Source organism: Mesorhizobium sp. M0923 (assembly GCF_040319365.1).
GTDB lineage: Bacteria > Pseudomonadota > Alphaproteobacteria > Rhizobiales > Rhizobiaceae > Mesorhizobium.
Genome location: NZ_JAMYNW010000002.1, coordinates 331,417 through 353,189, shown reverse-complemented (window position 1 = coordinate 353,189; position 21,773 = coordinate 331,417). Strand labels below are relative to the sequence as shown.

Genomic DNA, 21,773 nt, shown 5'->3' with positions numbered 1-21,773 from the left:
GTGACTTTATGCCCGCTGAACAACGCCGCTGATTTGCGCATCGAGCGAGGATTTCCCCACAGTGTTTGTATCCTTCTTCCCGCAGCCGAAGCTGTTCTTCAGTTCGCTGGCCGTCTGGAGCCTTGCCGCTATCCTGTTCTGGTTTTTCGGTGGCGGACAGCTGGGCGCTGTGTTCGGCTTGCCGCCAGCTGCGGCTGATGCACCGCCCATTATCGGTATCGCCGTACTCTGGTCGAAGCCGTTTCTGTGGTTCTATCTCTATTTCGCTTTTTGCGTCGCCGTCTTCTATGCATTCTGGAGCTGGTATGCACCGCATCCGTGGCAAAACTGGTCGATATTGATCAGCGCGGTCATCCTGTTCCTCATCTACTTCAATGTGCAGGTCAGTGTCGCGGTCAACGCCTGGTATGGGCCTTTCTTCGACTATATCCAGGGATTGATGTCGGGGACTATTAAATCCACCGACGCAGAGTTTTATGCCGGATTGGCCAGCTTTTCATGGCTCGCGCTGATAGGAATGAATGTGCAGGTCGTCAATGCCTTCATCGTAAGTCACTGGATATTCCGCTGGCGCACCGCGATGAACAATTACTTTGTAGAGAACTGGAGCAGGCTCCGCCACATCGAGGGCGCCTCACAACGCATTCAGGAGGATACGATGCGGTTCTCGCAGATCATGGAAGATCTGGGTTCCAGCTTTGTCCAGTCGATCATGACCTTGATCGCATTCCTGCCGGTGATGATCCAGTTGCAGAGCCATATCAGCGAACTGCCAATCGTCGGTGCGATTCCGCAGCCACTGGTCGTTGCCGCGCTTGCCTGGTGCCTGTTCGGAACGATTTCGGTTATGGTTGCGGGTTTGAAGCTGCCTGGGCTGCAATTTCGCAACCAACGTGTCGAGGCTGCTTATCGCAAGGAACTCGTCTACGGCGAGGATCATGCGGACAGGGCTCAGCCTGCAACCACTGCCGAGCTGTTTTCCAAGGTCCGTCACAACTATTTCCGGCTGTACTTTCATTATATTTATTTCAATGTGGTGCGTTACACCTACCTGCAGGCCGACAATATCTTCGCCATGCTGATCCTTGGGCCATCCTTCGTGGCTCACAGGATAACTTTCGGACCCTTCCAGCAGATTTCCAATGCGTTCGGCCGAGTAACAGGATCGCTCCAGTTCCTGCTCACATCCTGGTCGACCATCGTTGAATTGCAGTCGGTGCACAAACGCCTACGCGCCTTCGAGGCGACGCTGGAAGGGGAACCGCTGCCTGAAATCGACCAGCGCTATCTGGAACGTGAGCAAGCCGGCTTGCGCCCTGAGGATCAACCGGTAAGCTGATGATGGCGGGCGGCGATCACTTGGGCTCAGCCGCCCACCGCCGCCTGCCTTTCGCCACGCCGTGAAACATAATCGCGAAAACTAACGCACTCGACGTCCGCTTTGACGCAGACCTCGCCGGCAAAGCGTTCCAGCGCGTTCCAGTAGGCGCCGTCATTCATTAGCGTGAAGTGGAAGCCGAGCTCAAGCGGAATGCGCTTGCCCTGGTATTGCGCATCGAAGGCGGCGCGGAACGCGTGATAGGTCCGGTCAGCGAACTCTTCTGCCATGCTCGGCCGCTCGAAGCCGCCGGAATGCCTGACATAGAGATTGTAGTCCATGGCGATCACGCGCCTTGAGCTCGGCCCTTCCGGAATCTGCGGCAGCGAAAAGCGCGTGACGCCATTTAGGGTCGGCGGTTCGACCGGCCCGCGCGAAACGCCGCTTGCGTCGAGCAGGAAACCGGCCGCGGGCAGCGCCTCGTAAAGCGCCTTGTTTGCCGACAGATAGGGTGCGCGAAACCCAACCACCGACTTGCGCGCGAAATCGCGCCATCCCTTTGGTTCGGGTGCGATGCCGTTGATCGAATAGGCGTTTTCGAGAATATGCTTGAAGGCGCCGAACTCGCTCAGCCAGTCGGCTTTGCTCCAGTCCTTGCCGTCGAAATGGCCGCAGCCATGGCTGCCGATATCGTGGCCTTCGGAGGCGGCGAGGTTGATCTGCTCGAGCCGCTCGGCGACTTCCTGTTTGGAGGCGGCAAAGCCGATGTTTGATTTGCCTTCTGTCTTGCCTGGCGCGGTATATTCCTTGCGTGTCTCGGGCGAGAGCAGGAACACGCAGGAGACAAAATAGGTGAAATGCGCACCCGTGCGTGCGGCCAGCGCCCGGCTGCGCTGCCATTGCGAAATGTCGCGGGCACTGTCGAACGAGATGATGACGATCTGCTTCGGTTTTGCCGGCGTCGCCGGCGGGTCGGCAAAAGCCGTGCCGGCAGCAAATGCGGCAATGGAAAACGCAACAGCGCGATACAAACGAGGCAAAGGCATCTGACCGGATCAAGGAATGTAGAAGCACCGCCTACCGGTGAAATATGGCACGGGTACGATCGACCTGTCGGCCGCCGTTGGCGGCGACAGCCTCGTGAATAGGCGATTTTCCTGCCGAACCCCTTCCATGCCGGCAAAATTTCGCTAAAACGCGGGCTCATCAACCGCCCCGGCCGGGGCATGAATGGTTTTGATCTATGTCGGACGACAGTTTTATCCGCGAAGTCAACGAAGAGATTCGTCGCGATCAGGCGCATGCGCTGTGGGACCGTTTCGGTCCCGCCGTGCTTGTGCTGGCCGTGCTGGTGGTGCTCGGCACGGCTGCTGTCGTCGGCTACCGCTATTGGGACGAGACCCGCGCCAACCGCTCGGGGGATGCCTTCTCGCAAGCGCTAAAGCTTGCCAATGAGGGCAAGAACGACGAGGCGCTTGCCGCTCTGGAGGGGCTTGAGAAGGACGGCTACGGCGCCTATCCGCTGCTCGCCCGCATGCGTGCGGCAACCGTCAAGGCGGACAAGGGCGACGTCGATGCCGCCGTCAAGGATTTCGACGAGGTCGCCGCCGACACCAAGATCCCCTCCGGCATTCGCGACATGGCGCGGCTCAGGGCAGCGCTGCTTCTGGTCGACCATGGCACTTTCGCCGATGTCTCCAGCCGCGTCGAGGCGCTCACCGCCGACACCAACACGCTGCGCCATACGGCGCGCGAGGCGCTTGGCCTTGCCGCCTGGAAGGAAGGCAAGGCGGCGGATGCATTGAAGCTGTTCGACCAGATCGCCGCGGATGACGGCGCCCCGCGCAACACGCGCGAAAGGGCGACATTGATGTCCGAGCTGATCCGCGGCTCGGGCGGTGTATCGTAAGACCGGATGACCTTCAAAGTCGCCATCATCGGCCGGCCTAACGTCGGCAAATCGACCCTTTTCAACCGGCTGGTGGGAAGGAAGCTGGCGCTTGTCGACGATACGCCGGGCGTCACCCGCGATCGACGCGTCCATGCCGCAAAACTCTACGATCTGCATTTCGACGTCATCGACACCGCCGGCTTCGAGGATGCGGCCGCCTCGACGCTGCCCGGCCGCATGCGCGCCCAGACCGAGATCGCCATCCGCGAGGCCGACCTGATCTTTTTCACGATCGATGCCAAGTCCGGGCTGATGCCCGACGACAAGACCTTCGCCGAGATCGTGCGCAAATCCGGCAAGCCGGTTGTCGTCGTCGCCAACAAGGCCGAGGCGCGCGGCGCCCAGGGCGGCATGCTGGAGGCCTGGGAGCTCGGCCTTGGCGAACCGATCCCGGTCTCGGCCGAACACGGCCAGGGCCTGCCCGATCTGCGCGACGCGGTGATCGCGGCACTTGGCGAGGCGCGCGCCTTCGGCGAGGACGAAGAGGCCGGCGAGGATGAGGTCGCCGCCAGCGAGGTGCTGATCGGCGAGGACATCACCGACCCGGACGCAGAGCCGAGCTATGACGACACCAAGCCGATGCGCATCGCCGTCGTCGGCCGTCCCAACGCCGGCAAGTCGACGCTGATCAACGCGCTGATCGGCGAGGAACGGCTGTTGACCGGCCCCGAGGCCGGCATCACCCGCGATTCCATCTCGGTCGACTGGGACTGGCATGGCCGCCGCTTAAAACTGTTCGACACCGCCGGCATGCGCCGCAAGGCCAGGATCCACGAAAAGCTCGAAGTGATGTCGGTGCAGGACGGCTTGCGCGCCATCCGCTTTGCCGAGATCGTCATCATCGTGCTCGACGCGACTATTCCCTTCGAGAAGCAGGATCTGCAGATCGCCGACCTGATCATCCGCGAGGGCCGTGCCCCGGTGATCGCCTTCAACAAATGGGACCTTATCGACCATCCCCAGGAGTTGCTGGCCGAGCTGCGCGAAAAAACCGAGCGGCTGTTGCCGCAGGCGCGCGGCATGCAGGCGGTGCCGGTCTCGGCCGAGACCGGGCGTGGCCTCGACAAGCTGATGGATGCTGTCATCAGGACGCATCGCGTTTGGAACAGCCGCGTGTCGACCGGCAAGCTCAACCGCTGGCTGGAAGGCATCCTGGCGCATCACCCGCCGCCCGCCGTCGCCGGACGCCGGCTGAAGATCAAATATGTCACGCAGGCCAAGACGCGGCCGCCGGGCTTCGTCGTCTCCTGCTCACGGCCCGACGCGATGCCGCAATCCTATGTCCGCTATCTCTCGAACAGCCTGCGCGAGGCTTTCGACATGCCCGGCGTGCCGATCCGCATCGCCTTGCGCACCTCGGACAACCCATTCGCCAGCAAGGCAAAGAAGCGCCGCTGAGCGCCACTTCTCCTCTACGCCACGTTGCGCAGGACAGGCGCTGTTTGCGTCTGCGGCAACGCTTCCAGCGCCGCCTGCAGCAGGATGTCGCCAAGCCGCGCCGCCACCGGGTCGGGCTCGGCCTCCTTGCGATGCAGGAACAGCGCCATCTTGGGCAAAGCGGGCAGCCCGGCGATCCCCGGCGTCATCGCCCTGACGGTGGCCGGCAGGCCGATATCGGTGCGGATCGTCAGTCCGAGCCCGGCGGCGACGGCTGCCCAGATACCGCCAAGGCTCGGGCTGGAGAAGGCCATCCGCCATGCCAGACCGGCGCGGTCCAGGGTTTCGGTCGCCACGCTGCGGAGCAGGCACGGCGCTTCGAGCGCCACCAGCGGCAAAGGCTCGCCATCGCGCAGGCTGGTCTCGATCTGTTTTGCCGGGCCGATCCAGCGCATCTGGACGTCGGCGACATGCCGGCTGTAGGGCAGCGTCGCGCCATTGTGCCAGGCAAGCGCGATATCGAGGCTGCCCGAAATGATCCGTTCGGCAAGCTCGTGGCTGCGTGCGATCCTGGCTTCGATCTTGACCTTGGGATGGGCGCGGGCGAAGCGCCCGAGCACCTCCGGCAGGACCGCCTCGCCGAAATCCTCCTGCAATCCAAGCCGCACCCAGCCCTCCAGCTCGACGTCGTGGATGGCGGACGCGGCCTCGTCGTTGAGCTCGATCAGCCGCCGCGCATAGCCCAGCATGGTCTCGCCTGCCTCGGTCAGCGCCAGGCTGCGCCCCGACTTGCGGAAGATCGGCGTCGCCGCCTGCTCCTCCAGTTTCTTCAATTGTGCGCTGATTGCCGAGGTCGAGCGGCCGAGCCGGTCGGCGGCCTTGGCGAAGCTGCCCAACTCCATACCGGTGACGAAGCTGCGCAGGACGTCGAGATCGAATGTCACGCGTCGCATGGCAATAATCCTGATATTTGGGACATTACGTCAAAAACTTCCTGATATTCAGGACGAAGCTATGGCGATAGAGACAGCGCGTCAAGACCGAACGCAACCAGCCCATGCAGGAGCTGAACCATGTCTGCTGTCGCCACAGGACCAGATTGCAAACCGCTTCGCCCAGGCGCCGTTGCCGCCCCGTCGGAAGCGGCGGCACTTCGAGCCAATCATCGCTGGAAGGTGCTGGGCATCGGCGTCGCCGCCAATGCCTGCTTTTCCGCGACCTTCTCCGGCATTCCGGCGACGGCGGTGTTCCTGCGCTCGGGCTATCATCTCTCCAATGGCGAACTCGGCATGGCGCTTGGTCTTCTCGGCCTGGGCGTAGCGCTGAGCGAATTGCCGTGGGGACTGCTGACCGATCGCTGGGGCGACCGCCGCGTGCTGCTGACCGGGCTCGGCGCAACCGCGGTTTGGCTGCTTGTCATGGCCGCGCTGATCGTGCCGTCACCGGCCCACATTCCTGGCATCGCGCTTCTCGCCGCTGCCCTGCTGGTCACCGGATTGCTCGGCGGCAGCGTCAACGGCTCCAGCGGCCGTGCCATCATGGCCTGGTTCGGCGAAGGCGAGCGCGGCTTTGCCATGAGCATCAGGCAGACAGCGGTGCCGCTTGGCGGCGGGCTTGGCGCGCTCGTGCTGCCGTCGCTCGCTTCGGCCCATGGCTTCACGGCGGTCTTCGGACTTCTGGCGGCTGCATCCGCCGTCTCGACCTCTCTCGCCTGGCGCTGGCTGCATCAGCCACCGGTGCATGACGATACCAATTCGAGCAGCACGGCATTGCCGGCCGGCCCGGCGCCGCTGCGCAACCCGGCCGTCTGGCGCATCGCAACAGCCATCGGCCTGCTGTGCTTTCCGCAGGTGGCGGTGCTCACCTTTGCTTCCGTCTTCCTGCATGATTTCGCCGGCATGGGAACAGCCGTGATCAGCGCCAGCCTCGCCACCGTGCAGGTCGGCGCCATGGTCATGCGCGTCTGGAGCGGCCGCTACACCGACCGTCACGGCAACCGCCGGTCGTTTCTGCGTCTGTGCAGCCTGTTGAGCCTGATCGCCTTCACCGTGCTTGCGGCGCTCGTCTTGTTGGCGGCCCAATTCTTGTCAGGCCAAGTGCCGATGCTGTCGCCGGCGATCGTCGCGATGCTGGTCGTGGCCGGCATTTGCGTCTCCTCCTGGCATGGCGTCGCCTACACCGAGCTTGCGACGCTGGCCGGCGCGAGCCAGGCCGGAACGGCGCTCGGCCTCGCCAACAGCCTGGTCTTTATTGCCTTCTTCCTGGTGCCGATCGCCATTCCCGGACTTCTCGTGCTCTGCTCGTGGGCAGGCGTCTGGCTGGGTGCGGCTATTTGCGCACTGATCGCCTGGCCGATCTTTCTTCCGTCAAGCGATGGCCGCAAAAGCGCCTGACTTCGACATGAGATGGGAAAACAACGTTCTAAGCTGTTAACGCCCCATCAAGGTTAATGCATCATTGTAGCTCTCCAGTGGGGTCCGTTGCGTTTCTGGAGAGTTCCGTGCATCGACGTGTTTTGACGCGGCTTGTCGCCGCCGCCGGTGACAAAAAACGTTCCTTCCTGTCTCCGTTTATTATTGGCCTTGGCATCTGGATCGGCTTTCCGACGGTCGCTGCCTATCAGGACATGACAAGCCTGGTCTCCGGCCTTGAGGCGCCGAGCGTCCGCTGGAACGCCTATGTCGAGAAGTCCGTCGCCGGCTCCGTTCACGCCGCCGAAATGCCCTTCCTCGATTCCAGCAGCACCGGCTCGCTCTCCGGCTCCGGCGTCCAACTGCCCGGCATCGGCTCCGTCTCGTTTCGCGGCAAGGGCGGCATCGCCGGCACGACGCCGGACGAGAACCGTATCACGCGTGCCGACAAGAAGGGCCGCATCATCCAGGTCTCGCCCGTCTCGCCGCCGAAGAACTTCAACGCCGGCTCGATCTTCGAGCGCACCTCCTCACTGCTCCGCCCAAGCATGGACAGCGGCCTGAGGATGGCTTTCGCCAAGCCCGAGATCAAAGGCAAGGAAATCCAGATCGCCGCCGCCTTCCACACGCGCGTCGACAAGAAGCCGGATCCCGGCGTGCCGGCGATGCTTGCCGCGCTGGTCAACAACGATCATCCCGACGTGCTGGCAACCGCCTATGCCTCGTCGGCTCCCGACTATGCCAAGGCATCGCCTTTCGAGGCCTTGCTGCAGGACGAGGACCCGAACGATGGCCGCTTCATTCCACCGCTGAGCAAGGGCGATCATTCTTGGATGCAGACGCCGCTGCCGGCGAGCGTCTTTTCCAAACCGGAGCAGGCCTGTCTCGCCAACGGCATCTATTTCGAGGCGCGCGGCGAATCCGTGCGCGGCCAGGCCGCCGTCGCCCAGGTTATCCTCAACCGCGTCCGCAACCCGGCCTATCCGAACTCGATCTGCGGCGTCGTCTACCAGAACGACAACTGGTTCAACCGCTGCCAGTTTTCCTTCGCCTGCGACGGCAGGAAGAAGCGCATCGACAATCCCGCCGCCTACAAGACCGCCCAGGATGTCGCCATGGCTGTCACAGCCGGCAAGATATTCATTCCGGAAGTCGGCTCGTCGACCCATTATTACGCCAACTACGTCCATCCGGGCTGGGCGAGGACGATGAAGAAAATGACCAGGATCGGCCTGCATATCTTCTACCGCACCTATGGCGGCGGCTGGAGCTGAGTGCTCGGGCAGCCCTTGCATCTTTCGCGGGAGAGCGGCCGATCGAAGACCCGTCGTCGTGGGGATTCGGCCGCAGCCCGCCAGAGACCGCGTCGGGCACGATGTCGCACCCAAGCAAGTAGCTGATTTATAACGAAAAAATACTTGAGCTTGAACGTCCGCTCGTGGCTTGACGGGCGCGGACCCTCTAACTATGTTGCCGGCGACTTTAAGAAGCGGACGGACGGTGACGGTCTGACCGGGCAGGGGGGTTGCGTGGCCGACAAGAATGGGCCAGACGGAACCGGAAAAACCGGCCGCGGCAAGCAGCATGAAGCCGACATCCGCGACGACGATCTTGAGCGCCGTCGGCGCGACCTTGAAGCATCGCTTGCGACAAGGCGGCCGGACCGGCTCGAGGGGAAAGACGACGCGAAAGCGGGCAGTGTGGCCGGGTACGGCCAGGCGCTCAAGCTGTCCAGCGAGTTCATCGCCGGGATAGTGGTCGGCGCGGCTCTCGGCTGGTTTATCGATCGCGTGGCGGGGACATCGCCATGGGGTCTGATAGTCGGGCTGTTGCTGGGTTTTGGCGCCGGCGTGCTCAATGTCCTGCGTTCAGCCGGGCTTGTGTCGGAATTCGGAACGGGCGACAAACCGCGCGATCCGAAAGAATGAATTGAGGCGCCGCATGCCGGCGCATTGAACAGGATACTCAAGCCGTCTGCGGCTTCGATGGGGATTTAAAGTGGCTGCTGACAAGGTCGATCCGATCCACCAGTTCCAGATTCAGCCGATCATTCCGATTCACATCGGCGGCTACGACCTGTCTTTCACCAATTCGGCTCTGTTTATGCTTGCGACGGTTGCTGTTGCATCGGCGTTTCTCTACCTCAGCACGTCGAGCCGCAGCCTCGTTCCCGGCCGCCTTCAGTCGGTCTCGGAAATGGCCTATGAATTTGTCGGCAATATGCTGAGGGACGCCGCGGGCACGCAAGGCATGAAGTTCTTCCCCTTCGTGTTCTCGCTGTTCATGTTCGTGCTTGTCGCCAACCTGCTTGGCCTGTTCCCATATTTCTTCACCATCACCAGCCACATCATCGTCACCTTCGGCCTCGCTGCGCTGGTGATCGGAACGGTCGTCGTCTACGGCTTCACCAAGCACGGCTTTGGCTTCCTGAAGCTGTTCGTCCCGCATGGCGTGCCGGTCTACCTGCTGCCGCTGGTGGTGCTGATCGAGGTGATTTCCTTCGTCTCGCGTCCGGTCAGCCTCTCGGTTCGTCTGTTCGCCAACATGCTTGCCGGTCACATCACGCTGAAAGTGTTCTCGGGCTTTGTCGTCAGCCTGAGCGCGCTCGGCGCGGTCGGCGTGGCGGGCTCGGTTCTGCCGCTGGCGATGGCCGTGGCGCTGACGGCGCTGGAGCTGCTGGTCGCGTTCCTGCAGGCCTACGTCTTTGCCGTGCTGACTTGCATGTATCTCAACGACGCCCTGCATCCCGGGCACTAACAAGGTTTCCGGCATTGCCGCCGGATCGAATTTGCAACGGAATTTTAGATCCAAAGGAGTTGAACAAATGGACGCAGAAGCAGCAAAGTACATCGGCGCCGGCATCGCATGCCTCGGCATGGGCGGCGCGGGCATTGGCCTCGGCAACATATTCGGCAGCTATCTGGCGGGCGCGCTGCGCAACCCGTCGGCCGCCGACGGCCAGTTCGGCCGCCTGATTTTCGGCTTCGCCGTGACCGAAGCGCTGGGTATTTTCTCGCTTCTCATCGCGCTTCTCGCCCTGTTCGGCTGAATACTTGTTCGGCTGAACATTGGGAAGAATTGAACAGGCCGGCCGCGATCCTGCGGCGGGTCTGAATTTCGGGGATAGTCCATGTTCGTGACATCTGCCTTTGCGCAAGAGTCCGCGCCCGCCGCAACGGAAGGCGAAACGCACGCCGCCACCGGCGTGCCTGCCGAGGCGCACGGCACGTTCCCGCCATTCAATCCGGCGACGTACCCGTCACAGCTGCTGTGGCTGGCAATCACTTTCGGGCTGTTCTACCTCTTCTTGAAGCGGGTAGTGATGCCGCGCGTCGGCGGCATCATCGACGTGCGCAACGACCGCATCACGCAGGATCTCGATCATGCTGCCCGGCTGAAAGGCGAGGCCGATGCCGCCGTTGCCGCCTATGAGCAGGAATTGGCGGAAGCCAAGGGCAAGGCCAATGCGATCGGCCAGCAGGCCAACGATGCGGCCAAGGCGGAAGCCGAGGCTGCCCGCAAGACGATCGAGGCAGCGCTTGACCAGAAGCTTGGCGAGGCCGAGGCGCGCATATCTTCCATCAAGGCCAATGCCATGAAGGAAGTCGGCACGATCGCCGAGGACACCGCTTCGGCCATCGTCGAGGCGCTGGTCGGCGGCAAGGCCAGCAAGGCCGAGATCGCGGCCGCGGTCAAATCCGTGGCCGGGTGAGGAGCGCATCATGGACGCCACATCTCTCGCGACGCTTTGGGCAACCGTTGCCCTCATAATCTTCCTCGGCATTGCCATCTACATCAAGGTGCCGGGCATGATCGCCAAGGCGCTCGATGCCCGTGCCGACAAGATCAGCAGCGAACTCGAGGAAGCGCGCCGGTTGCGCGAAGAGGCCCAGCAGTTGCTCGGCCAATATCAGCGCAAGCGCAAGGAAGCCGAGCAGGAGGCCGCGGCCATCGTCGCCGCCGCCAAGCGCGAAGCCGACATGCTCGCCGCCGAGGCGCACAAGAAGACCGAGGATTATGTCGCCCGGCGTACCGCCTTGGCAGAGCAGAAGATCGGCCAGGCCGAGCGCGAGGCGATCGGCGAAGTGCGCGCCAGCGCCGTCGACATCGCGGTCGAAGCCGCGCGCGCGCTGCTGGCCGGCAAGATCGACGCCAAGGCCGGCGCCGACCTTTTCAACGCCTCGCTGCAGGATTTGAAGTCGAAGCTGAATTAAGCGACGTCGTCGAGAAATTCATCCAAGGCCGCCTGGGAAACCTGGCGGCTTTTTTGTTAGCGAAAGCGGCTGAGCGCAAATCTCCCCCCTCGAGGGGGAGATGTCGCCGAAGGCGACAGAGGGGGTCAGTACGTCCTGGCGCGACGCCATGTGGGACGAAAGAGAAGGTTGGCGCTTCACGCGAGGCGACCCCCTCTGGCCTGGCCATCTCCCCCTCTAGGGGGAGATTACGCCTAGCCGCTTTCGCTCAATCCAGGCCCGAAAGGCCCTCTTCCTCCAGCACCTCGGTGCCGCCGAACCGGAACGGCGCGAAGGAGGCGCGGTGCAGCCGTGCCACTGGCCCGTGCAGATCGATCGCCGTGCGATGGCGCACAGTGGCGTAGCCCATATGCAGCTCGAAGCCGTAACGCGCATGATGGCTGCCGCAGCCGCACATCATGCGGTCGCGCAACACCTTGGCGACGATCGAGGCTGCAGCGATCGACTGCGAGCGCTGGTCGCCCTTGATCAGCGCTTTGCCCTCGCAGGGCAGGCCGGGCGGCACGTCGCGGCCGTCGGCCAGCGCCAGCTTCGGCCGGATTGACAGGCCGGCCACTGCACGGCGCATCGCCTCCAGGCTGGCCTTGAGGATGTTGGAGGCATCGATGCCTTCGGCGCTGACCGAGGCCATCGATACGGCGAGTGCGGAGCCGAGGATTTTCAGGAACAGCGCCTCGCGCTGCAAATGCGTCAGCCGCTTGGAATCATCGAGGCCGTCGGGGATGTTGGCGGGATCGAGCACCACCGCTGCAGCCACCACCGGCCCGGCGAGCGGGCCGCGGCCGGCCTCGTCCATCCCCGCCACCGGCCACAGGCCTTCGGCCATCGCCTTCGTCTCGAACGAGAAGTCGGGTTTCTCGACGATTTCGAAGAGAAGCGGAGAATCGGAACGCGGGCGAGCCATGGTGCGGCGAGGTTCGCATCGGCTCCGATTCTCCGCAAGTCCCCTCCGGGTCGGGCGGGGCACCGGACCAGGAGGGGCTACCGTCTGCAAGCCCGGGGACAGGACAGGCCGGACGGGATTTTTCGCCTGCTGCGGCCGCTTCAAGCGGCTGGCGCGAGACGCTTTGTCACAGCAGCATCAGCTGCTCGGTTGCCTTGGCGGCGGGGACGAACCGGTCGGTCCTCAGCGAGCGCCGCTCGGCATTGAGGCCGAGCCGTTTGGCGGCGATCTCGAAACGGCGGCCGATCTGCCAGGCATAAGGGCCGGAGCCTTTCATGCGCTTGCCCCATTCCGAATCGTAGTCCTTGCCGTCGCGCATCGAACGGATCAGCGACATGACGTGGCGATAGCGGTCGGGATAGTGGCGCAGCAGCCAGTCCTTGAAGATCGGCGCGACCTCCAGCGGCAGGCGCAGCAGCACATAGCCCGCTTCACGCGCGCCCGCTGCCTGCGCCGAATCGAGAATGCGCTCCATTTCCGAGTCGGTCAGTCCGGGGATGATCGGCGCGACCATCACCGAGGCCGGAATGCCGGCGTCCGAAAGCTGCCTGATCGCCTCCAGCCGCTTGGTCGGCGTCGACGCGCGCGGCTCCATCGTTCTGGCCAGCATCCTGTCCAATGTCGTCACCGACAGTGCCACCTTGGCCAGCCCGCGTTCGGCCATGCGTGACAGAATGTCGATGTCGCGTGTCACCAGCGCTGACTTGGTGACGATGCCGACCGGATGCCCGCGCGCCTCCAGCACTTCGAGGATCTCGCGCATGATCCGGTATTGCTTCTCGATCGGCTGGTAGGGATCGGTGTTGGTGCCGATGGCGATGGTGCGCGGCTGGTAATTATCCCTGGACAATTCCTTGTCGAGCAGCCGCGCCGCATCCGGCTTGGCAAACAGCTTCGATTCGAAATCCAGCCCCGGCGACAGGCCCATGAAGCTGTGCGTCGGCCGCGCGAAGCAATAGACGCAGCCATGTTCGCAGCCGCGATAGGGATTGATCGAGCGGTCGAAGGAGATGTCGGGCGATTCGTTGCGGGTGATGATGGTGCGCGGCTTCTCGACCTGTACCTCGGTCTTGAAGGGCGGCAGCTCCTCCAGCGAATTCCAGCCGTCGTCGAACACATGCCGGCTGACCGGCTCGAAACGGCCGGACGGATTGATGCCCGCCGACCTGCCGCGATTGCGGTCTGGGCGGACGCGCATGCCGCTCTGCTCGATCATCGCATTCGCCATCTCGGCCCTGCCAGCGCCGAAGGCGGCAATGTCGGCACGCACGATCTGTTCCATTTTGGCCCTTTCCCAGGGACTGTCCGCCCGCTGTCGAATCGCTCTGCTCATGAATGTATTCCTATCGCACCGAGTGGAACAAAGCAAGAACTTTCTCGCGGCGTGCCGCAAAAACTGGCGCTGCCCACCGCTTTCCGCTATTCGGCTAAACATGCTCAGCGTCCTGATCGAAACCCTGAATGACGAGGAGGGCCTCGCCCGCACGCTCGCCTCGCTGATCGGCGGCGCGGTCGAAGGCGTGGTGCGCGACGTTCTCGTCTGCGACACCGGCTCGACCGATCAGACGCACCGCGTCGCCGAACATGCCGGCTGCCACTATGTCAGCGGCGGCATCGCCGCCGGCATCAGGCAGGCCAAGGGCGACTGGCTGCTTTTGCTGGAACCGGGAGCGCGGCTGGGGGAGGGCTGGATCGACGAGGTCGTCGCCCATACGGCCAGGCAAACCATGGCGGCGCGATTTTCACGGGCACGCGGCAGCCGCGCGCCGTTCCTGTCGCGGGTCTTTGCCGGAAATCGCGCTCTCGCCGAAGGCTTGGTGATCAGCAAGCGTCAGGCCGCCGCGCTGTCTAAGAGCGCCCGCAGCGCCGAAGCGATCGCCCGCGGCCTGGCGACAAGAAGGCTCCACGCCGAGATCTGGGTGGCGCCGCGGAAGTGACGGCTTACCATCCCGGCCTAGGAAACGCCGCCCAAGCAAATTTTCTGGCGGGTTGTCGTTTATTGTGCATTGCACAAAATCTGGCCGGGGGTTACCATTCCCAGCGATACGGGCGAATGGGTTTGGGGTGTGCCGGAGCGGCGACGACGACTATCGTCGATGCTGTTCCCTCGACATTTGAGGACCCCGATGACCCTTTCAAGCCCTGACAAGTCCGGCGCTGCAAGCCTCGAGGCGATCGCACGCAACGGCGGTACGCTGCGCCGCATCGCCGCCCGCATTCCGACCTATCTTTCCGACCTTCGCGAGAATCCGGCATGGCTGCCGATGTTCATGCTGGCGCGCACCATGCCGGCGCGGCGGCTGCACTGGCGCGGTGCGAAGCCGGTTCGGCCGGCGCGCAATGTCAGTGAAACGATGTTCGCCGGCGTCGATCGCGATGCCGTCGTCGGCGCGCTGCGGACGGAGGGGCTCTATTCGGGCCTGACGCTGCCAGCCGCCATCCATGAGGAGATCGCCCGCTTCGCCGAGCACACGCCATGCTTCGGCAATTTCGACCGCCGGCTGGAATTCCTGCCCGAAAAACACGCCGATGCAGAAAAGCATTTCGGCCGCCCGCTGCTCAGCGGCCACTATTTCGAGCGGGTCCTCGACTGCAACGCTGCGGTCGCCGTGCAGCTCGATCCGCTACTCCTCGACATCGCAGCGCACTATCTCGGCAGCCAGGCCAAGCTGATCACCACCCGCGTCTGGTGGAGCTTTCCGACCGGTGGCGTCTCGGACGCCGACAAGAACATGGCTTCGCTCGGCAAATACCATTTCGACCTCGACGACTGGCGCATGCTGAAGTTCTTTTTCTACCTGGTGCCGGTCGACAACGACACCGGGCCGCATGTCTATGTCCGCGGCTCCCACAACCGCCGCATCCTGAAGCATCAGCTGACGCTTCTGGTCGGCCATTCGGCGGAAGAGGTGCTGGGCGTCTATGGCGAGCAGAGCCCGGTCACGCTGACGGGGCAGGCCGGTCTCGGCTTTGTCGAGGATCCGTTCGGCTTCCATATGGGTACCGTGCCGACGCGCACGCCACGACTGATGATGGAAGTCGGCTTCGGCGTCTCGCCGCCGTCGCGCCGGCGGTTTCACGGCGAGCCGGTCATTCGCTGAGGCGGGATCGCCCGGCTGATACCTCGCTCCGTCTCAGCCGCGCCGCAAATGCTCGTCCAGGCGCGGCATGATCTCGACGAAGTTGCAGGGCATGTGCCGATAGTCGAGCTGCGGCTTCAAAATGCCGTCCCAGGCGTCCTTGCAGGCGCCGGGCGAGCCCGGCAACACGAAGACGAAGGTGGCGTTGACGACGCCGCCGGTTGCCCGGCTCTGGATCGTCGAAGTGCCGATCTTGTCGTAGGAGATGCGGTGGAACACTTCGGAAAAGCCGTCCATGCGCTTTTCGAAGATCGGCTCCAGCGCCTCCGGCGTCACGTCGCGGCCGGTGAAGCCGGTGCCGCCGGTGGTGATGACGACATCGATCGCATCGTCCTTCGACCAGCCCAAAACCTTGTCGCGGATCTTGTCGCGGTCGTCGGTGACGATGTCACGAGCGGCGAGGATGTGGCCGGCCTCGGTGATGCGGTCGGCCAGGGTCTGCCCGGATTTGTCGTCGGCGAGGCTGCGCGTATCTGAAACGGTCAGTACCGCGATGCGTACGGGAACGAAGGGGCGGCTCTCGTCAATCCTGGCCATGCGCCTCAGCCTCCGATGTCATGCTTCGCGTCGCGGCGACAAACCAGTCGGGATGGCGGCTGCGGATATCGACGGCCGCGCGCTTGGCCACATTGCCGGTCTCGAACAGCCCGAAACAGGTGGCGCCGGAACCAGACATTCTGGCAAAACCGGCTCCAGCCTTGTTGAGCACAGAAAGCGCCTTGCCGATGGCGGGCTGGATTGCACGCGCCGCAGGCTCGAGATCGTTGCGGGTGATCTCCAGCCAGTTGCGGATGCTGTGGAAGTCGAGGCTGTGCGGCAGCGGCGGCAGCCCCGCATTGTCGCGGCGGCCAAGCGCCTCGAACACTTCGGCCGTCGAGACGGCAGTTCCTGGATTGACGAGCACCAGACCCAGGGCCGGGAAACTCCGCACGAGCGTCAGCTCGTCGCCGATGCCGCGGGCTATCAGCGGCTTGGCTGCGAGGCACATCGGCACGTCGGCGCCAAGCGACAGGCCGATCCGCGCCAGTTCGGCATCGCCGATGTCGAGCCTCCAGGCCTGGACCAGAGCACGCAGCACAGCCGCCGCGTCGCTTGACCCGCCGCCGACGCCGGACGCGACCGGCAGGTTCTTTTCGAGCCTGATGGCGACAGCCGGCGCATGCTGGGGACCGGCCTCGCGACGCAGCGCGTCGCGCGCTTTCGCCACCAGATTATTGTCGTCGGCCGGTACCGCGGAGGCGTATTTGCCGGACACGGAAAACCCGTCGCTGTCGGCAAGTTCCGTCTCGATGCGGTCGCCGAAGCGCGTGAACACAGCCAGGCTTTCGATCGTGTGATAACCGTCGGCGCGCCGGCCGGTGACGTGCAGCGCGAGATTTATCTTGGCGTGCGCATGCGATGCCCGGATGCTGGTCTCGGAATCCACTGGCTCGGCCGCGAGGGAGACGACGGTCAATCCTTGGCCAGACGGTATTCGCCGGTCTTCGGATCCTTGACCAGCGTTCCCATCGTACCGTTGGCGGCTTGCTTTTCGGTACGCCGCACCTTGGCGGTCACTCGCTCGGCTTCCCTGACGAAGGAGCGGTAGCCGAAATAGGCGGCAATGCCGACGACGGCGAAGAAGATGATCTGCGGCATGTCAAACTCTCCCTCGCAAGGCCGGCAAGACGGCCGGTCGGGTCGGTTGATGATTTATGCTAGACGCTTTCACCGGCTTTTCAAAGCCCGAAGCGCGCCCACAGCGCGCGCTCTTCCGCCGCATCGATGACGCCGCTTGCCGCGGCGGCGGCAATATCGGGCGCCGAAAAACTCGAGCCGAACAGGCCGAAGCGGCCGAACAGGCCGCGCGGCGCGGTGATCAGCTTGAGCTGGGTCTTCGGCCCGAAACGGCTTTTCAGCACGCTGCGCATGTCGCCGAGGGCATCGACCAGCCCGAGCTCGAGCCCCTTCTTGGCCGTCCAGAACAGGCCGGTGAACAGGTCGGGATCGTCCTTGAGCTTGCTGCCGCGCCTATCCTTGACGAGATCGATGAAGGTCTCGTGGACCTCGAGCTGCAGCGCCTTCAGGCGCTCGACGTCTTCCTTCTTTTCCGGTTTGAACGGGTCGAGCACCGCCTTGTTCTGGCCGGCGGTGTGGACGCGGCGCTCGACGCCGATCTTCTTCAACAGCTCCGGAAAGCCGAACGAGGCCGACACCACGCCGATCGAGCCGACGATGGAGGACGGGTCGGCAAAGATCTCGTCGCCGGCGACCGCGATCATGTAGCCGCCCGATGCCGCCACGTCCTCGACGAAGACCAGGACCTTCTTGTTTTTCTCCGTTGCCAGGTCGCGGATGCGCCTGAAAATCAGCCGCGACTGCACCGGCGAGCCGCCTGGCGAATTGATCGAGATGGCGACCGCCGGCGCGTCGAAGGAAAACAGCTTTTCGAGAAGGCCGGCAGTCGACGCCAGCGACAGGCTCGGCCGGAACTGGCCGCCGCCGGGCATGATGGTGCCGTGCAGCCGGATGACCGGAATGGTGACGACGTTCGAGCGCCAGGATTTCGGCAGCAGGCGATTGAAAAGACGTTTCACGAGGGGGCTGTCTCCGGTCGATTTGCTTGAGGCATGTAGGAATTCGCCGGCCAACGGCAATGCCGTTACCCCGGCAATCAAAATGGATCAGTCTCCGAACAGCGACGCCAACCCGTTATTGATCAGCTCTGCCCGTTCCGAGGGGCCATTGCCTGAATAGGCATGCAGCATCAGCGGCGGCCGGATCGACAGCTTGCCGCGTGCGCCGAGTGCTGCCCGGACGACGATGCGGATCGCTGCCGCTTCGGGGCGAGGATGGACGGCCAGCATCTCGGCATCGCCGAAGCGGCCGGCAATGGCATCGAGGATGGCGCCGAGCTGTTCCGGCCGGGCAATGACGGCCAGCCCGCCGCCCGGCCTGACCACCGCCGCCGCGCTGCGGATCCAGCTGTCGAACAGCCCGTCCTCCGCGACATGCGCGGCCTTTCTCAGCGGATCGGGCGTCGCGCGATCCTCGGCGGCATTGAACGGCGGGTTCATGATGACGAAATCGAAGCTGTTGTCCTCGAGGCCGGCGGCCATTCGCGCCCGGCCCGACAGCGCGACATCGGCGACGAGCACCGAGGCGCGGTCGCTGAGATGCGCGTTGCCGGGATGGGCAAGCGTGGTTGTGGCGAAGGCCGCCATTTCCGGAGAACGCTCGACGAGCACTGCCTCGGCACCGGGGCAGCGCGACAGTACCGCCAGGCCGGCGGCACCGGCACCCGCGCCAAAGTCTGCAAGCCGCCCGGCGAACGAGGACGGCACGGCAGCCGCCAGCATCATCGCATCCATGCCGGCGCGGTGACCTGCCTTTCTCGGCTGCACCAGCCAGAAGCGACCGCGATGGAAGGCATCGACCGTATGAGCCGGCATGTCCGGGACAAGGGCAGCGGGCGACGCGGACATTATTTTTGGCGGATCTCGTTGGCGATGCCGGCATCCGTCAGGATGCGCCGCGCCGCATCGGCCTTGTCGGCATCCACCATGACACGGCGGGGCAGGATGCCGATCGAGCCGTCGAGCACGCTCATGTTCTGGTCGGCGACGAAAAAGCCGATGCCGGCATCGCGCATCAGCGATTCGACAAAGGAAATGATGACGGCGTCGTTGGTGCGGATGAGCTCTATCATCGGATGAAACTCGCAGTTTGCGGCGTTGATGTAAACGTGGACGTGATCATGTACCAGAGCCGCCGCGCCAATTCGCCTCTTGCCGCACCGGTGGCTGCCGCCCTAGAGTCTGTCCAGGGACCATGTTGCCGTCGTGCATATCGAGGTTGGGAGTTTTGCCGTGGGTGTCGTTCTCAACATTGAAAACGGGAAGCGGGAAGCCGCCTCGATCAAGGACCTTATCGACCTGACCGCCGCCGACATGGGGCGCGTCAACGAGCTGATCCTGTCGAAGGCCGGCTCCGACGTCGAGATGATCCCGGAGATTGCCAACCATTTGATCTCGTCCGGCGGCAAACGGCTGCGGCCGATGCTGACGCTCGCCGCCGCCCAGATGTTCGGCTATTCCGGTGACGGCCACGTCAAGCTCGCCACGTCGGTTGAATTCATGCACACCGCGACACTTCTCCACGACGACGTTGTCGATGAAAGCGGCATGCGGCGCGGCAAGAAGACGGCGCGCATGATCTGGGGCAACCAGGCCAGTGTTTTGGTCGGCGATTTCCTACTCGGCCAGGCCTTCCGCATGATGGTCGATGTCGGCTCGCTGGAAGCGCTCGATATCCTGTCGAGCGCGGCCTCGGTCATCGCCGAAGGCGAGGTGATGCAGCTCGCCGCCGCCAAAAACCTCGAGACCACCGAGGATGAGCATTTCGCCGTGATCAAGGCCAAGACCGCGGCGCTGTTTTCGGCCGCCGCCGAGGTCGGCCCAGTCATCGCCCAGGCGACGCGCAATGATCGCGCAGCACTCCGCTCCTACGGCATGAATCTCGGCCTTGCCTTCCAACTGATCGATGATGCGCTGGATTACGGCGGCACCAGCAAGGACCTCGGCAAGAATGTCGGCGACGATTTCCGCGAGGGCAAGGTGACGCTGCCGGTGATCCTCGCCTATCGGCGCGGCACAAAGGCCGAGCGCAGCTTCTGGAAACGCGCCATCGAGGACAATGCCGCCGACGATGCCGGACTGGAGAAGGCCGTCGGCCTGATGCTCCGCCACGGCGCAATTGCCGACACCATCGGACGCGCCCGCCACTTCGGCGAGATCGCCCGCGACGCGCTGGCGCCGCTCGAGGCGACGCCGCAGAAATCGGCGCTGATCGACGTCATCGATTTCTGCATCAGCCGGGTGAATTGACAGGCGTCGGCGCCCGCGCCTGTTCTCATCGCGCCTTTGCCGGAAGAACCATTGCTGCGAGCAGGCTGACGACGATGCCCGCCGCCGCGAGCCAGAAGGCGACCTGGATGCCGTCGGCGACGGCAATTTTCAAGGCATTGCCGGACAATTCGCCGATTTGGCTGTTCGCAATCGCAATCAGCACGGCCATGCCGACGGCATTGCCGACATTGCGTGTCGTCGAAGCCATCCCCGAGGCGACGCCTTGCTGATCATGCGCAACGCCGGAAGCGGCGGCAATCCACATTGCTGTCCAGACGATGCCTTGTCCGACGCCGGAGACGATCAGGCCGGGTACGAGGGACAGATAGCTGCTCTCCGCGGTCGCGCCTGATACCATCAATGCTGTGCCTACCGCGCCGACGATCATGCCGCCGACCAGCGTGCTGCGCGTCGAAAAGCGCGTCGCCAGACGCTCGCCGGCTTGCGTGCCGGTGGCGATGGCGACCGACGGCACGAGAAAGGCGAGGCCCGTCTGCAAGGCGGTGAAGCCGTGCACGTTCTGCAACAGCACGGTGAGGAAGTAGGGCAGCGCTCCGAAAGTGGCCATGTAGAGGAAGGTTATCGTCATGCCGGCGACGAGGCTGCGGTTGTGGAACAGGCGCAGCGGCATCAGCGGATCGGCGCTCTTCGCCTCGATCATCGTGAAAGCGATCAGGAAGAATGCCGCCAGTGCTGCACTGACGATGATTGCGGTCGATCCCCAGCCATATTCGGGCCCCTGAACCAGTGTGAAGACAAGCAAGGTCGCGCCGGCGGTGACGGTCAGCGCGCCCGGCAGATCGAAGCTGCGGTGCTCGTGCGGCTTCGGATCGCGCGGAATGATGGCGAAAGCCGCGATGATGGCGATCCCGGCCAAAAGCACGTTGACGTAGAAGACCGACGGCCAGCCGAAGGCGCTGGTCAGAAACCCGCCGGCAAGCGAACCGAGCGTCAGGCCGCTGGCGCCTGCGCCACCCCAGACGGCGAGCGCCCTGTTGCGTTCCGGTCCTTCGGCGAACAGACGGTTGATCAGCGACAGCGTCGCCGGAAACAGGAAGGCGCCGCCGATGCCTTGCACGGCGCGGGCCGCAATGATGATTTGCGGCGACCATGCGAGGCCGCCGACCAGGGACGAGAGCGCGTAGAGCCAGAGCGCGAAGATGAAGACGCGGCGCTGGCCGATCAGGTCGGCGGCCCGGCCGCCGAACAGTAGGAAGCCGCCGGTGAACACGGTATAGGCGCTGACCACCCATTGCAGGGTCTGGCCTGAAAATCCGAGGCCGGCGCCGATCTCCGGCAACGCCACGAAGACGATGTTGAGGTCGAGCGCGATGATGAGCTGCGCGAAGGCGAGCAGCGCCAGCGTTGCGCCGCGCTTCGCGCTGGTTGTTCCTTGCGCTGCCATCGCCCCGAGCGGCGCGCCTTGATCGAGTGAACTCATGCCGGTCTCCTTGTCGACAATTATTTAATGATCGACAAAGAATTGAGATTTGC

General features: G+C 64.0%; 24 protein-coding genes. 13 read left to right on the top strand and 11 right to left on the bottom strand.

Translation table 11 applies throughout. From position 1 onward, the window contains the following. Positions 1-61 precede the first annotated feature (61 nt). Complete coding sequence (gene sbmA, locus NKH89_RS05460) at positions 62-1,339, top strand: peptide antibiotic transporter SbmA (protein ID WP_352588966.1); 1,278 nt, start codon at positions 62-64, stop codon at positions 1,337-1,339. Between the two features lie 26 nt (positions 1,340-1,365). On the opposite strand, the gene NKH89_RS05455 is transcribed toward sbmA, so the two are convergent. After that, positions 1,366-2,364 carry a polysaccharide deacetylase family protein gene (locus NKH89_RS05455; protein ID WP_502896873.1) on the bottom strand — a complete coding sequence of 333 codons (999 nt, stop codon included), beginning with the start codon at positions 2,362-2,364 and terminating at the stop codon, positions 1,366-1,368. A 197-nt stretch (positions 2,365-2,561) separates the two neighbouring features. Here NKH89_RS05455 and NKH89_RS05450 point away from each other — a divergent pair, with 197 nt between their 5' ends. Together NKH89_RS05450 and der are read left to right on the top strand one after the other, a co-directional pair. Then, the gene (locus NKH89_RS05450; protein ID WP_352807834.1) at positions 2,562-3,227 is read left to right on the top strand and encodes a tetratricopeptide repeat protein; all 666 of its coding nucleotides are present in this window, start codon (positions 2,562-2,564) and stop codon (positions 3,225-3,227) included. A 6-nt stretch (positions 3,228-3,233) separates the two neighbouring features. Further along, positions 3,234-4,667, top strand: a complete 1,434-nt coding sequence (der, locus tag NKH89_RS05445) for a ribosome biogenesis GTPase Der (protein ID WP_023716848.1) — start codon at positions 3,234-3,236, stop codon at positions 4,665-4,667. 14 nt (positions 4,668-4,681) lie between these two features. Here the strand turns inward: der and NKH89_RS05440 are convergent, their stop codons facing one another. Next, positions 4,682-5,599, bottom strand: coding sequence for a LysR substrate-binding domain-containing protein (locus NKH89_RS05440; RefSeq protein ID WP_352515631.1), 918 nt, complete (start codon positions 5,597-5,599; stop codon positions 4,682-4,684). 120 nt (positions 5,600-5,719) lie between these two features. On the opposite strand from NKH89_RS05440, the gene NKH89_RS05435 reads away from it, so the two are divergent. The 7 genes from NKH89_RS05435 to NKH89_RS05405 all read left to right on the top strand — a co-directional run bounded on the left by NKH89_RS05435 (position 5,720) and on the right by NKH89_RS05405 (position 11,271). Further along, positions 5,720-7,039, top strand: a complete 1,320-nt coding sequence (locus NKH89_RS05435) for an MFS transporter (RefSeq protein ID WP_023716850.1) — start codon at positions 5,720-5,722, stop codon at positions 7,037-7,039. Positions 7,040-7,146: 107 nt separating this feature from the next. Then, entirely contained in the window at positions 7,147-8,331 is a 1,185-nt protein-coding gene (locus tag NKH89_RS05430) for a cell wall hydrolase (protein ID WP_023716851.1), read from the top strand. 255 nt (positions 8,332-8,586) lie between these two features. Beyond that, positions 8,587-8,985, top strand: coding sequence for an AtpZ/AtpI family protein (locus NKH89_RS05425; RefSeq protein ID WP_023716852.1), 399 nt, complete (start codon positions 8,587-8,589; stop codon positions 8,983-8,985). A 70-nt stretch (positions 8,986-9,055) separates the two neighbouring features. Continuing rightward, entirely contained in the window at positions 9,056-9,814 is a 759-nt protein-coding gene (locus tag NKH89_RS05420; protein WP_023716853.1) for a F0F1 ATP synthase subunit A, read from the top strand. Positions 9,815-9,881: 67 nt separating this feature from the next. Next, a complete protein-coding gene (locus NKH89_RS05415) occupies positions 9,882-10,106 on the top strand; it encodes a F0F1 ATP synthase subunit C (protein ID WP_006206606.1) in 225 nt (74 codons plus the stop codon). An 81-nt stretch (positions 10,107-10,187) separates the two neighbouring features. Continuing rightward, complete coding sequence (locus tag NKH89_RS05410) at positions 10,188-10,769, top strand: F0F1 ATP synthase subunit B (protein WP_023716854.1); 582 nt, start codon at positions 10,188-10,190, stop codon at positions 10,767-10,769. A gap of 10 nt (positions 10,770-10,779) precedes the next feature. After that, positions 10,780-11,271, top strand: a complete 492-nt coding sequence (locus tag NKH89_RS05405; protein WP_023716855.1) for a F0F1 ATP synthase subunit B — start codon at positions 10,780-10,782, stop codon at positions 11,269-11,271. A gap of 247 nt (positions 11,272-11,518) precedes the next feature. Here NKH89_RS05405 and rnhB read toward each other — a convergent pair whose 3' ends face one another. Then, on the bottom strand, positions 11,519-12,214 hold the full coding sequence (gene rnhB / locus NKH89_RS05400; RefSeq protein WP_352483735.1) for a ribonuclease HII: 696 nt from the start codon (positions 12,212-12,214) through the stop codon (positions 11,519-11,521). 166 nt (positions 12,215-12,380) lie between these two features. Next, the gene (locus tag NKH89_RS05395; RefSeq protein ID WP_352483734.1) at positions 12,381-13,535 is read right to left on the bottom strand and encodes a PA0069 family radical SAM protein; all 1,155 of its coding nucleotides are present in this window, start codon (positions 13,533-13,535) and stop codon (positions 12,381-12,383) included. A 151-nt stretch (positions 13,536-13,686) separates the two neighbouring features. Between NKH89_RS05395 and NKH89_RS05390 the strand changes: the two genes are divergently transcribed. Both NKH89_RS05390 and NKH89_RS05385 read left to right on the top strand, forming a co-directional pair. Beyond that, on the top strand, positions 13,687-14,190 hold the full coding sequence (locus tag NKH89_RS05390; protein WP_023716858.1) for a glycosyltransferase: 504 nt from the start codon (positions 13,687-13,689) through the stop codon (positions 14,188-14,190). 189 nt (positions 14,191-14,379) lie between these two features. After that, positions 14,380-15,354, top strand: coding sequence for a hypothetical protein (locus NKH89_RS05385; RefSeq protein ID WP_352849453.1), 975 nt, complete (start codon positions 14,380-14,382; stop codon positions 15,352-15,354). A 33-nt stretch (positions 15,355-15,387) separates the two neighbouring features. Here NKH89_RS05385 and moaB read toward each other — a convergent pair whose 3' ends face one another. From moaB to NKH89_RS05355, 6 genes are all read right to left on the bottom strand, one after another. After that, a complete protein-coding gene (gene moaB / locus NKH89_RS05380; protein ID WP_023716860.1) occupies positions 15,388-15,930 on the bottom strand; it encodes a molybdenum cofactor biosynthesis protein B in 543 nt (180 codons plus the stop codon). Further along, positions 15,917-16,819 carry a 4-(cytidine 5'-diphospho)-2-C-methyl-D-erythritol kinase gene (locus NKH89_RS05375; protein ID WP_023716861.1) on the bottom strand — a complete coding sequence of 301 codons (903 nt, stop codon included), beginning with the start codon at positions 16,817-16,819 and terminating at the stop codon, positions 15,917-15,919. The genes moaB and NKH89_RS05375 overlap by 14 nt, the downstream gene beginning before the upstream one ends. A 26-nt stretch (positions 16,820-16,845) precedes the next feature. Beyond that, positions 16,846-17,031 carry a membrane protein gene (locus tag NKH89_RS05370; protein WP_023674078.1) on the bottom strand — a complete coding sequence of 62 codons (186 nt, stop codon included), beginning with the start codon at positions 17,029-17,031 and terminating at the stop codon, positions 16,846-16,848. An 80-nt stretch (positions 17,032-17,111) separates the two neighbouring features. Continuing rightward, complete coding sequence (locus tag NKH89_RS05365) at positions 17,112-17,969, bottom strand: S49 family peptidase (RefSeq protein WP_023716862.1); 858 nt, start codon at positions 17,967-17,969, stop codon at positions 17,112-17,114. Positions 17,970-18,056: 87 nt separating this feature from the next. Continuing rightward, positions 18,057-18,857 carry a tRNA1(Val) (adenine(37)-N6)-methyltransferase gene (locus NKH89_RS05360; RefSeq protein ID WP_352483733.1) on the bottom strand — a complete coding sequence of 267 codons (801 nt, stop codon included), beginning with the start codon at positions 18,855-18,857 and terminating at the stop codon, positions 18,057-18,059. Further along, on the bottom strand, positions 18,857-19,081 hold the full coding sequence (locus NKH89_RS05355) for a putative signal transducing protein (protein WP_023716864.1): 225 nt from the start codon (positions 19,079-19,081) through the stop codon (positions 18,857-18,859). Before NKH89_RS05355 ends, NKH89_RS05360 begins: the two co-directional genes overlap by 1 nt. A 160-nt stretch (positions 19,082-19,241) precedes the next feature. On the opposite strand from NKH89_RS05355, the gene NKH89_RS05350 reads away from it, so the two are divergent. Then, positions 19,242-20,258 carry a polyprenyl synthetase family protein gene (locus NKH89_RS05350; protein WP_023716865.1) on the top strand — a complete coding sequence of 339 codons (1,017 nt, stop codon included), beginning with the start codon at positions 19,242-19,244 and terminating at the stop codon, positions 20,256-20,258. Positions 20,259-20,283: 25 nt separating this feature from the next. Here NKH89_RS05350 and NKH89_RS05345 read toward each other — a convergent pair whose 3' ends face one another. Next, complete coding sequence (locus NKH89_RS05345) at positions 20,284-21,720, bottom strand: MFS transporter (protein ID WP_352908468.1); 1,437 nt, start codon at positions 21,718-21,720, stop codon at positions 20,284-20,286. Positions 21,721-21,773 lie beyond the last annotated feature (53 nt).

What these genes read in the sequence shown, in the direction of transcription:
- NKH89_RS05455 (WP_502896873.1), bottom strand. Translation starts at nt 2,364, where the DNA reads ATGCCTTTGCCTCGTTTGTATCGCGCTGTTGCGTTTTCCATTGCCGCA.
- NKH89_RS05450 (WP_352807834.1), top strand. Translation starts at nt 2,562, where the DNA reads ATGTCGGACGACAGTTTTATCCGCGAAGTCAACGAAGAGATTCGTCGC.
- der (WP_023716848.1), top strand. Translation starts at nt 3,234, where the DNA reads ATGACCTTCAAAGTCGCCATCATCGGCCGGCCTAACGTCGGCAAATCG.
- NKH89_RS05440 (WP_352515631.1), bottom strand. Translation starts at nt 5,599, where the DNA reads ATGCGACGCGTGACATTCGATCTCGACGTCCTGCGCAGCTTCGTCACC.
- NKH89_RS05435 (WP_023716850.1), top strand. Translation starts at nt 5,720, where the DNA reads ATGTCTGCTGTCGCCACAGGACCAGATTGCAAACCGCTTCGCCCAGGC.
- NKH89_RS05415 (WP_006206606.1), top strand. Translation starts at nt 9,882, where the DNA reads ATGGACGCAGAAGCAGCAAAGTACATCGGCGCCGGCATCGCATGCCTC.
- NKH89_RS05410 (WP_023716854.1), top strand. Translation starts at nt 10,188, where the DNA reads ATGTTCGTGACATCTGCCTTTGCGCAAGAGTCCGCGCCCGCCGCAACG.
- NKH89_RS05405 (WP_023716855.1), top strand. Translation starts at nt 10,780, where the DNA reads ATGGACGCCACATCTCTCGCGACGCTTTGGGCAACCGTTGCCCTCATA.
- rnhB (WP_352483735.1), bottom strand. Translation starts at nt 12,214, where the DNA reads ATGGCTCGCCCGCGTTCCGATTCTCCGCTTCTCTTCGAAATCGTCGAG.
- NKH89_RS05395 (WP_352483734.1), bottom strand. Translation starts at nt 13,535, where the DNA reads ATGGAACAGATCGTGCGTGCCGACATTGCCGCCTTCGGCGCTGGCAGG.
- NKH89_RS05390 (WP_023716858.1), top strand. Translation starts at nt 13,687, where the DNA reads ATGCTCAGCGTCCTGATCGAAACCCTGAATGACGAGGAGGGCCTCGCC.
- NKH89_RS05385 (WP_352849453.1), top strand. Translation starts at nt 14,380, where the DNA reads ATGACCCTTTCAAGCCCTGACAAGTCCGGCGCTGCAAGCCTCGAGGCG.
- moaB (WP_023716860.1), bottom strand. Translation starts at nt 15,930, where the DNA reads ATGGCCAGGATTGACGAGAGCCGCCCCTTCGTTCCCGTACGCATCGCG.
- NKH89_RS05370 (WP_023674078.1), bottom strand. Translation starts at nt 17,031, where the DNA reads ATGCCGCAGATCATCTTCTTCGCCGTCGTCGGCATTGCCGCCTATTTC.
- NKH89_RS05360 (WP_352483733.1), bottom strand. Translation starts at nt 18,857, where the DNA reads ATGTCCGCGTCGCCCGCTGCCCTTGTCCCGGACATGCCGGCTCATACG.
- NKH89_RS05355 (WP_023716864.1), bottom strand. Translation starts at nt 19,081, where the DNA reads ATGATAGAGCTCATCCGCACCAACGACGCCGTCATCATTTCCTTTGTC.
- NKH89_RS05345 (WP_352908468.1), bottom strand. Translation starts at nt 21,720, where the DNA reads ATGAGTTCACTCGATCAAGGCGCGCCGCTCGGGGCGATGGCAGCGCAA.